Genomic DNA, 9,862 nt, shown 5'->3' with positions numbered 1-9,862 from the left:
TCCCTGTAGGAGCGAGCCTGCTCGCGAAAAACCTGAGAGCGCCGCGCGGTGTCAGGTTCTCAGCGTCATCGTTCACGACCATCGCGAGCAGGCTCGCTCCCACAGGGAGCGTGGTGATTCAGTGATTCAGGCCAGTACTTCGCACATCCCGATGGCTGAGCAATCAACCTGGAACGGCCCGAAAAAACCGCTTTCAGGCTTGATCGGCGGGTTGCCGGCCAGCAAGCCCAGCGCCTTGGCGGTTTCGATGTTACGGGCGATGTTGTGGTTGGCCTCTATGGACCGGGCCACCGAGCCCGCCGAGCCCTGGCCGATCCCCAACAGCGACGCGCCGTTGGTCATGAACGCCAGGAAGGCAATGACCCAAAGTCTGTGACCTTTCATGCGCCGCCGACTCCCGCGAGATCCGCCTGGTCGACCATCGCGTTGTGCGCGCGGTGCTCAAACTGGATGCCAGGATGTGCGACTTGAATAGGCGTTTCGAAGGATCGTTGCGACTGCGGCGAAAGGCTGACAACCAGCACCATGAGCAGGTAAAGACCGATAGCCACATAGGCGCCATGTTTGGCAGAAGTGATGATTGCGCGGGCCATGATGTTCTCCGTGGGCATGTTTCAATGTCCACAGGATCGATCAAAAAAGCGCGGATAACCAACGAGTCCGGTCTATAGCAACTATCAGCTTCGTTGATCATTGAAGCAGACTATTTCAGTCTTCAATAAAACTCATCAAGCGTTCGCGGGCAGCGTCAGGCTCGCCAGAAACAGGCTCTACGGCGGATAAAATCGGAGTGGAATAGAGGAATAACAGCACCACAGCCAGACGCATCGCCATCTTGTCGATCCTTTTCTTGAGAAGGAGTCAAAAAATCAGCGTCAAATTTAAACGCATGGCTGAGTGATATCAAGCAGAAGATTAATGGCTATTTGATGCTGTCGTAAATGCGTTATGCAGGAGCGACATCACTTCAGCGCCTTTCGATCGGTGAACGGTCGATTGGCAAGTGACTTCGCTCCTGCATAAAGGGTGCAGGGAGGCGCTTTCAGTGTTGGGCTTTGTGGTCCAGCGCGGCGTAGAAGTTGGCGCTCTGTTGCAGGTATTTCTGGGTGTAGCTCTGGGTGTGGGATTTTTTCTCGCTGATTTCAACGTTGGCACTGGCTGGCAGGGCAACGGAAGCAGAGATGGCGGAAGCGGCGATTACGGAGAAGAGATTGAAGTTCATGGCGGTATTCCTCGAAGTCAGTTGGCTTGCTTGCCCGGTGGGGCCGTGAAGCAAACTTAACCTTCAAGGGTCGATGCCTTGAAATGCTTTGCAGCAGTACCAGATATCAGCCTCATTGATAGAACGACGCAGGCCCCCTGGACCGGGGCCTGCGGCCTATTGTCGCAGCAGAAACTTGAGATCGCTCGGGGCGTCCATCGGCAATTTCTGCACGGTTTTGCCCAGCAAACCGGTCTTGGCATCGCGCTCGACGACGACAATCCCGTTGCTTTTCTGGTTGGCGATCAACACGAACTTGCCGCTCGGATCGAGGCTGAACTCACGCGGGTGGTCACCCTCTACGGAGCGACGCTGCAATTCCTTGAGGTGGCCGGTTGCAGGGTCGATGGCGAATACAAGCAACTGATTGGCGGTGCCACGGTTGCTGACGTAAAGGAATTTGCCGTCCGCCGAGGCATGCAGCGCGGCGGCAGCCTTGTCCGACACCGGTTGGCCGGCCGCCAGATCGACCATCTGCGTCTGCTCAAGCGAGCCGTCCCGGTAATCGAACACCGCCACCTGCGCACTCATCTCCATGGTCAGCCACGCATGTTTGCCATCGGCGCTGAACAGCAGATGCCGTGGCCCGCTGCCGGCAGGCAACTGGACGAATGCAGGGTTGGCCGGGGTCAAGGGCAGATCGGGGTTGGCCTTGGGATCGAAGCGATAGGCAAAGACCCTGTCCGCGCCCAGGTCATTGGAGAACACGTAACGGCCGTCCGGCGACGAAACCGTCGAATGCACATGCGACGACATTTGCCGCTCGGGATTGACCCGACTGGCCGGATGACTGCTCATCTGCACCACCGCCTTAAGCGCACCGTCAGCACTGACTGGCAACACCGCCAGGGTGCCACCCGGATCTTCGGCCACCGAGTAGTTGCTGACAAACAGATGGCTGGCGTCAGCGCTGAGACTCGAATGCGTCGGCTCGTTGCCCAGGCTCTGCACCTGATTGATCAGGCTCAGCTCATGGGTCTTGGGGTCGATCGCGTAGCTGCTGACACGCCCCACCGGATCGCTCTGACCGGGGCCGTTTTCGTTGACCACGAACAGGCGACGCTGATCCTTTGACAGGGTCAGCCAGGAGGGATTGTCGCTCTTGATCACTTGCAGGGGTTTGGCGTCGATCTGTCCGGTGGCGCTGTTGAAATTCAGCCGATAGATGCCCTGGCTCTGGCCAGCGGTGTACGAACCCACGAGCAGTTGATAGTCGTCGGCAATGGCCGCCTGAACGCCCATCGCGCCGATGCTGCCGGCCATTAACAAGGGCCAGAAGTTACGCATCCTCATTTTCATCGTCTTCGTCATCGTCGTCGTTGTCACCGCCGAAGACGTCACCGAGGCATACCAAGCGATGCTCGCCAGAATCACCAGTGATCAACCAGCTTTGCAGTGTGCTGTCGAAGGTCGCGGCCTGGATTTGCGCCGGGGTGAACGCCCAGTGCTTGGCCGCTCGGCCGTCCATGCATTCGATATGCAGGTTGTCCTCTTCATCGAGGGAGAATTCGAAGGCATGCAGCCCGTCGATTTCCACCATACCGCAGTGTAAGAGGGTATTGAGCAGGGTGTCGGTTACGGCAGTCATGGCAATCAATCTTGAAGGGGAAAGACGCAATGATAGCTCATGCGTTTGCTGACTGTTCCACACAAACCATGGGAACGGGTTTGCCCGCTCCCATGGGGACTGTAACCAGCCGTTAGATCGCGTCGCGTGACGGCTTGCCATCCACCAGGCGCTGAATGCCCAGCGGGTTGGCGTTTTTCAACGCGTCCGGCAGCAGGCTGTCCGGGTAATTCTGGAAGCACACCGGACGCAAGAAGCGGTCGATGGCCAGGGTCCCGACCGACGTGCCGCGAGCGTCCGAAGTCGCCGGATACGGCCCGCCATGCACCATCGATTCACACACCTCGACACCGGTCGGATAGCCGTTGAGCAGGATTCGTCCGACCTTCTGCTCCAGCAAGTCCGTGAGCTCGCCGAACTGCTCAAAGTCCGCCTGTTCGCCCATGATGGTCGCGGTCAACTGACCGTGCAGCCCATTCAAGGCCGCGTGCAGTTGTGCCTGATCAGCCACTTCCACCACCACAGTGGTCGGGCCAAACACTTCCTCTTGCAGCACCTCGTCGCCATCGATCAGCAAGCTGACATCGGCCTTGAACAATTGCGGCTGCGCCTGATGACCTTGTTGCGGATTGCCCGCCAGGTGCTCGATGCCCGGATGATCTAAAAGCTTTTGCAGGCCCTTGCCATAACTGCCCAGGGTTCCCGCGTTGAGCATGGTTTGCGCCGGTTGATCGGCCATCAAGTCCGTCAGCAATTGCAGGAACGCCGTGAACTGCGGCGAACGAATGCCAATCACCAGGCCCGGGTTGGTGCAGAACTGGCCGCAACCCTGCACCACCGAAGACGTCAGGCCACGGGCGATGGCTTCCATGCGCACGTGCAACGCCTGGGGCAGCACGATCACCGGGTTGATGCTCGACATCTCGGCGAACACCGGTATCGGTTGTGGACGCGCCGCCGCCATGTCGCACAGCGCCCTGCCGCCCTTGAGCGAACCGGTGAAGCCCACCGCCTGAATCGCCGGATGCTTGACCAGTGCCTCGCCGACGCCACCGCCATAGATCATGTTGAACACGCCGGCCGGCATCGCGGTTTTTTCCGCCGCGCGGATGATTGCATCGGCCACCTGCTCGGCCGTGGCCATGTGTCCACTGTGGGCCTTGAACACCACCGGGCAGCCGGCGGCCAGTGCCGAGGCGGTATCGCCGCCCGCCGTGGAAAACGCCAGGGGAAAATTGCTGGCACCGAACACCGCCACCGGCCCCAGGCCGATACGGTACTGGCGCAGATCAGGGCGCGGCAACGGCTGGCGTTCAGGCAGCGGCTGGTCGATGCGCGCACCGTAGAAGTCGCCGCGCCGCAGCACCTGGGCGAACAATCGCATCTGGCCGCTGGTGCGGCCACGCTCGCCGATAATCCGTGCTGCTGGCAGCGCGGTTTCACGGCAAACCACCGTCACGAACGCGTCACCCAGGGCATCGAGTTCATCAGCGATGGCCTCAAGAAACTGTGCGCGTCGCTCGGCGCTCAAGCGGCGATAAGCCGGGTATGCCGCTGCCGCCGCCTTGGCGGCAGCCTCGACTTCTGCCGGTGTGGCCTGGAAGAAATCGTGGGGCAATGCCTCGCCCGTTTCGGCATCGACACTCTGCAGCTTGACGGTGCCCAACGCGCTGCGCTGGCCGCCGATGTAGTTGTGGCCAAGAATCCGGGTCATGGGTAACTCCTCACAATGTGCCGACGGAGCCGGGTTCGAATACCGCTTCGACCGGCGTGATGCCATTGATCAATGGCGCGCCGAATTCGGCCTGACTGATTTCGAACACATCACCGGGACGGGTGCGCACGCCATCGGCGAACGACAGGGTCGCGGTGCCGAAGAAGTGAATGTGCACGTCCCCCGGGCGCAGGAACTGGCTGTACTTGAAATGGTGAAACTCCAGGTTGGCCAGGCTGTGGCACATGTTCGCCTCGCCACTGAGGAACTCGTTCTGCCACAGCACTTCACCGTCGCGCAGGATGCGGCTGCTGCCAGCCAGATGCTGCGGCAGTTCGCCGACTCGCAGTTCCGGCCCGTAGCTGCAACTGCGCAATTTCGAATGGGCCAGGTACAGGTAGTTCTTGCGCTCCATCACGTGGTCGGAGAACTCGTTGCCCACGGCAAAACCGAGGCGATAGGGTTTGCCATCGTGACCGATGACGTACAGGCCGCTGATTTCAGGCTCTTCCCCGGCGTCTTCGGCGAACGGCGGCAACGGGAACGGCTGGCCCGGACGCACGACGATGCTGCCGTCGCCCTTGTAGAACCATTCAGGCTGTACGCCGGCCTGACCCGCCGCGGGCTGACCGCCCTCCACGCCCCATTTGAAGATGCGCATGGTGTCGGTCATCGACGCTTCGTCACCGGCTTGCTGGTGCATTTTGTCCCGGGCCGAAGCGCTGCCCAGGTGCGTCAGACCGGTGCCGCTGACCAGCATGTGCGCCGGGTCCGGATGATCCAGCGGCGGCAGGATACGCAATTGTGCCAGCAGTTCGACGTAGTCATGGCTGATCCCCAGCCCGAGACTTTTCACTTGCTGCTCAAGGTTGACCCCGGCTTCGATCGCCGCCAGTGCCAGGTCACGAACCGTGTGCGCATCCTGCACCTCGTGTACCAACCCTTGCTCGACCACGCCAACCCGGCGCTCGCCGTTTCTCAATTCGAATTGAACCAAACGCATGAACTTTCTCCTGTTTATTGAAGCCGCACCGTTCCCTGTGGAAGCAGGCTTGCCCGCTCCCACAGGCTCGGTGGTGAATGCCCGCTCTGTGTCAGGTGCGGGTTGCCCCACGCGCACTGGCGGCAAATTCGTCGGCCGGCAGTACATGCTTGCGTTCCAGCAGGCGATAGACCACGCCAGTCAGCACCAGGCCGAACAGCATGACGCCGGACAGGAAATACAAACCCGAGGCCAGGTTGCCGGTGTATTCCTTGAGCGCCCCGATCACGAACGGGCCGATGTAGCCGCCGAGGTTGCCCACCGAGTTGATCAAGGCAATCCCCGCCGCCGCGCTGGCACCGGCAAAGAAACGGCCCGGCAAGGTCCAGAAAATCGCCGTGCAGGAAAACAGCGCAAATGCCACCAGGCAAAGCGCCGCCAGTTGCAACACCGGCACCGACAGCCAGGCGCTGAAGAACAAGCCGATGGCACCCAATACGTAAAGCACCGCGAGGTGACCGTAGCGATCGTTCAGACGGTCGGAACTGCGCGGGATGATCAGCAAACCGATGATCCCGAAAATGTAGGGCACCGAGGACACGAAACCGGTCACCAGGTCACTGCCGCCAAACTGCTTGATCAGCGTCGGCAGCCACAGGCCCAGGCCATAAATGCTCAGTGTCACTGGCAGGTAGAACAGCGCCAGCAGCAGCACGCGTTTGTCCTTGAGGGCATGCAACGGGTTGCCGTGGCGGGTCTGGCCGTACTGTTCCAGGTCTTTTTTCAGCTCGCCGGTCAGCCAGTCCTTCTCGGCCTGGTCCATCCATTTCACCTGTTGCGGGCCGTCCGGCAGGTAACGCAGCACCGGCCAGGTCAGCAGGATCGCCGGAGTGCCAATGACGATGAACAGCCATTGCCAGCCATGCAGCCCGAGCACGCCGTCCATGCCGAGCAAACCGCCGGACACCGGGCCGGTGATCATCATCGCGATGGGTTGGGACAGGATAAACAGCCCGAGGATCTTGCCGCGATGGCGAACCGGGAACCACTGGGTGATGTAGTAGAGAACGCCCGGAAAGAACCCGGCTTCGGCTGCACCGAGCAGGAAACGCATCACATAGAAGCTGTTCGGCCCCTGGACGAAGGCCATGCCGATGGTGATGGCGCCCCAGGTGATCATGATCCGCGCGAACCAGCGCCGAGCACCGAAGCGGTCGAGCATCAGGTTGCTGGGGATTTCCAGCAGGAAGTAACCAATGAAGAACAGCCCGGCGCCCATTCCGTAAGCCGCATCGCCAAGGCCGATGTCGGCGCCCATGTGCAATTTGGCGAAGCCCACGGCAGAGCGATCCACATAGGCGATCAGGTACAGCAGGATCAGGAAGGGAATCAGTTTCAGCGTGATGCGGCGAATAAGCCGCAGTTCCTGGCTCATGAGATCGGTCTCCGATTGTTGTTTTTATAGAAACTCGGGAGACGCCTCTCACGGAAAACCGTCAGGGCCATCCCTCCGTTGAAATCGACTATATAGTAATACTATTTGATCAACAACACTTCCAAACACGGCAATTTGAGCTTATGTTAGGCACAAGCTTGAACAATATAGTCATACAATAAGAGAATCGATCATGTCTGATAAGAAACCCACCCTGCGCTCCGCCCAATGGTTTGGCACGGCCGACAAGAACGGCTTCATGTACCGCAGCTGGATGAAGAATCAGGGCATCGCCGACCACCAGTTCCATGGCAAGCCGATCATCGGCATCTGCAACACCTGGTCGGAACTGACTCCGTGTAACGCGCATTTCCGCCAGATTGCCGAGCACGTCAAACGCGGCGTGATCGAGGCCGGTGGCTTCCCCGTGGAATTCCCGGTGTTCTCCAACGGCGAATCGAACCTGCGCCCAACCGCCATGCTCACCCGCAACCTGGCGAGCATGGACGTCGAAGAAGCCATTCGCGGCAACCCGATTGACGGCGTGGTGCTGCTGACCGGCTGCGACAAAACCACCCCGGCGCTGCTGATGGGCGCGGCCAGCTGCGACGTGCCGGCCATCGTCGTCACGGGCGGGCCGATGCTCAACGGCAAGCACAAGGGCAAGGACATTGGCTCGGGCACCGTGGTCTGGCAGCTCAGCGAACAGGTCAAGGCCGGCACCATCACCATCGACGATTTCCTCGCGGCCGAGGGCGGCATGTCCCGCTCGGCCGGCACCTGCAACACCATGGGCACCGCCTCGACCATGGCCTGCATGGCGGAAGCACTCGGCACTTCCCTGCCCCACAACGCGGCGATTCCAGCGGTGGATGCGCGTCGTTATGTCCTGGCACACATGTCCGGCATGCGCGCCGTGGAAATGGTCCGCGAAGACCTGAAACTGTCGAAGATCCTGACCAAGGAAGCCTTCGAAAACGCCATTCGCGTCAACGCCGCCATTGGCGGTTCGACCAACGCCGTGATTCACCTCAAAGCCATTGCCGGCCGCATCGGCGTGGAACTGGATCTCGACGACTGGACCCGCATCGGGCGCGGCATGCCGACCATCGTCGACCTGCAGCCCTCCGGGCGCTTCCTGATGGAAGAGTTCTACTACGCCGGTGGTTTGCCGGCGGTGCTGCGCCGTCTTGGCGAGGCCAATCTGATCCCGAACCCAAACGCCTTGACCGTCAACGGCAAGTCCATCGGCGAGAACACCAGGGACGCGCCGATCTACGGTGAAGATGAGGTGATCCGCACCCTCGACAACCCGATTCGGGCCGACGGCGGCATCTGCGTGTTGCGCGGCAACCTGGCGCCCCTCGGCGCGGTCCTCAAGCCTTCTGCGGCCACACCGGAATTGATGCAACATCGCGGACGCGCGGTGGTGTTCGAGAACTTCGACATGTACAAGGCGCGGATCAACGACCCGGAGCTGGACGTCGACGCCAACTCGATCCTGGTCATGAAAAACTGCGGCCCCAAGGGTTATCCAGGCATGGCCGAAGTCGGCAACATGGGCCTGCCGGCCAAACTGCTGGCCCAGGGCGTGACCGATATGGTGCGTATTTCCGATGCACGCATGAGCGGCACCGCGTATGGCACCGTTGTCCTGCACGTAGCGCCGGAAGCGGCTGCGGGCGGCCCCTTGGCGGCGGTGAAGGAAGGTGACTGGATCGAACTCGATTGCGCCAGCGGCCGCCTGCACCTGGACATTCCGGACGCCGAACTGGCGGCGCGCATGGCGGATCTGCAACCGCCGCAGCAATTGTTGGTGGGTGGTTATCGCCAGCTGTACATCGACCATGTCTTGCAGGCGGATCAGGGTTGCGACTTCGATTTCCTGGTCGGTTGCCGTGGGGCTGAAGTGCCGCGTCACTCCCACTAACCCCGCCCCCTGCAGGAGCGAGCCTGCTCGCGATGAACTGGAAGGCGACGCGTGCTTTCAGACAGCACGCGTCAACGTTCACGTCCATCGCGAGCAGGCTCGCTCCTACATTCGTTCTGCGTCGGTCAAATACCGGCGCTAACGACCGTCACCCGCCGTGCCTGCTATCATGCCCGGCATCTCCATCGCACAGGACCGCGCCGTTCCCCATGGACTACCGCAAACCCTCCGACCGCAAAAGCATGCATTCGCGCATCGTCCAGGAACTGGGCATGCAGATCGTCTCCGGACGCTTCAAGCCCGATGACAAACTGCCCGCCGAAGCCCTGTTGTGTGAGGAATATGCCGTCAGCCGGCCGGTGTTGCGCGAAGCCACGCGGGTGCTGGTTGCCAAAGGCCTGGTGTATTCCCGTCCACGGGTCGGCACCGTGGTCAAACCGCGCAAAGACTGGCACATGCTCGATCCGGACGTGCTGCATTGGCTGATGCAAAGCAGTCCGCAGAACCAGTTCTTCGATCTGCTGACCAGTGTGCGCAGCATCATCGAACCAGCCGCCGCCGCACTGGCCGCGCAATTCGCCACGGAGGCCGATATCGCGTCCATCGGTGAGGCCTACCAACGCATGGAAGCCGCGCCGACGCCGGAAGCGCTGTTGCAACCGGACCTGGACTTCCACAGCCGCATCGCCGACGCAACCCACAACGACTTGCTGGCCAACCTGTGCAACATGCTATCGGTGGCCATTGCCGAAGCGCTGAAGCACTCGAACCAGCGGCCCAACCTGCATGAACTGGCGCTGCCACGGCACAAGGCGATTTTGACCGCTATCGAGAATCGCGATGCGCTGGGAGCACGACATGCGACCCTGGTACAACTCGACGATGCGCGTAACGCGTTGAATGTGGTGCTGGGCAGCGATCCTGCCTGATCACCGAAGAACCCTGTGGGGGCGGGCTGGTGTGAATGTGAGAA

The 9,862-nt window shown here is 60.9% G+C and carries 11 protein-coding genes and 1 pseudogene; 2 read left to right on the top strand and 10 right to left on the bottom strand.

All coding sequences use genetic code 11. The features are described from left to right. Positions 1–4: 4 nt before the first annotated feature. The 10 genes and pseudogenes from ACX3YD_RS29015 to ACX3YD_RS28970 form a co-directional block, all read right to left on the bottom strand. Positions 5–82 (bottom strand): annotated as a pseudogene (locus ACX3YD_RS29015) (outer membrane lipoprotein carrier protein LolA); the annotation flags it as partial. A 44-nt stretch (positions 83–126) separates the two neighbouring features. Then, entirely contained in the window at positions 127–384 is a 258-nt protein-coding gene (locus ACX3YD_RS29010; protein ID WP_047528375.1) for a hypothetical protein, read from the bottom strand. Then, positions 381–593 (bottom strand): hypothetical protein, encoded by a 213-nt coding sequence (locus tag ACX3YD_RS29005; RefSeq protein WP_458961680.1) that lies wholly within the window; start codon positions 591–593, stop codon positions 381–383. The genes ACX3YD_RS29010 and ACX3YD_RS29005 overlap by 4 nt, the downstream gene beginning before the upstream one ends. A 115-nt stretch (positions 594–708) precedes the next feature. Next, on the bottom strand, positions 709–834 hold the full coding sequence (locus ACX3YD_RS29000) for a hypothetical protein (protein WP_262984240.1): 126 nt from the start codon (positions 832–834) through the stop codon (positions 709–711). 208 nt (positions 835–1,042) lie between these two features. Further along, the gene (locus tag ACX3YD_RS28995) at positions 1,043–1,222 is read right to left on the bottom strand and encodes a hypothetical protein (RefSeq protein WP_090320901.1); all 180 of its coding nucleotides are present in this window, start codon (positions 1,220–1,222) and stop codon (positions 1,043–1,045) included. Between the two features lie 156 nt (positions 1,223–1,378). Beyond that, positions 1,379–2,548: a lactonase family protein gene (locus ACX3YD_RS28990; RefSeq protein ID WP_458961679.1), complete on the bottom strand. Its 1,170-nt coding sequence runs from the start codon at positions 2,546–2,548 to the stop codon at positions 1,379–1,381. Then, positions 2,541–2,849 (bottom strand): DUF5629 family protein, encoded by a 309-nt coding sequence (locus ACX3YD_RS28985; RefSeq protein WP_103405650.1) that lies wholly within the window; start codon positions 2,847–2,849, stop codon positions 2,541–2,543. The genes ACX3YD_RS28990 and ACX3YD_RS28985 overlap by 8 nt, the downstream gene beginning before the upstream one ends. Positions 2,850–2,961: 112 nt before the next feature. Next, the gene (locus tag ACX3YD_RS28980; protein WP_458961678.1) at positions 2,962–4,542 is read right to left on the bottom strand and encodes an aldehyde dehydrogenase (NADP(+)); all 1,581 of its coding nucleotides are present in this window, start codon (positions 4,540–4,542) and stop codon (positions 2,962–2,964) included. A gap of 10 nt (positions 4,543–4,552) precedes the next feature. Beyond that, positions 4,553–5,545, bottom strand: a complete 993-nt coding sequence (gene araD1 / locus ACX3YD_RS28975) for an AraD1 family protein (RefSeq protein WP_458961677.1) — start codon at positions 5,543–5,545, stop codon at positions 4,553–4,555. A gap of 91 nt (positions 5,546–5,636) precedes the next feature. Beyond that, positions 5,637–6,959 carry an MFS transporter gene (locus ACX3YD_RS28970; protein ID WP_458961676.1) on the bottom strand — a complete coding sequence of 441 codons (1,323 nt, stop codon included), beginning with the start codon at positions 6,957–6,959 and terminating at the stop codon, positions 5,637–5,639. Positions 6,960–7,152: 193 nt separating this feature from the next. On the opposite strand from ACX3YD_RS28970, the gene ACX3YD_RS28965 reads away from it, so the two are divergent. Further along, positions 7,153–8,889 (top strand): IlvD/Edd family dehydratase, encoded by a 1,737-nt coding sequence (locus ACX3YD_RS28965; RefSeq protein ID WP_103405646.1) that lies wholly within the window; start codon positions 7,153–7,155, stop codon positions 8,887–8,889. A gap of 209 nt (positions 8,890–9,098) precedes the next feature. Further along, entirely contained in the window at positions 9,099–9,818 is a 720-nt protein-coding gene (locus tag ACX3YD_RS28960; protein WP_047528355.1) for a FadR/GntR family transcriptional regulator, read from the top strand. Positions 9,819–9,862 lie beyond the last annotated feature (44 nt).

Source organism: Pseudomonas fluorescens group sp. PF-1, from assembly GCF_054481335.1.
This window is presented reverse-complemented; position numbering and strand designations above follow the sequence as displayed.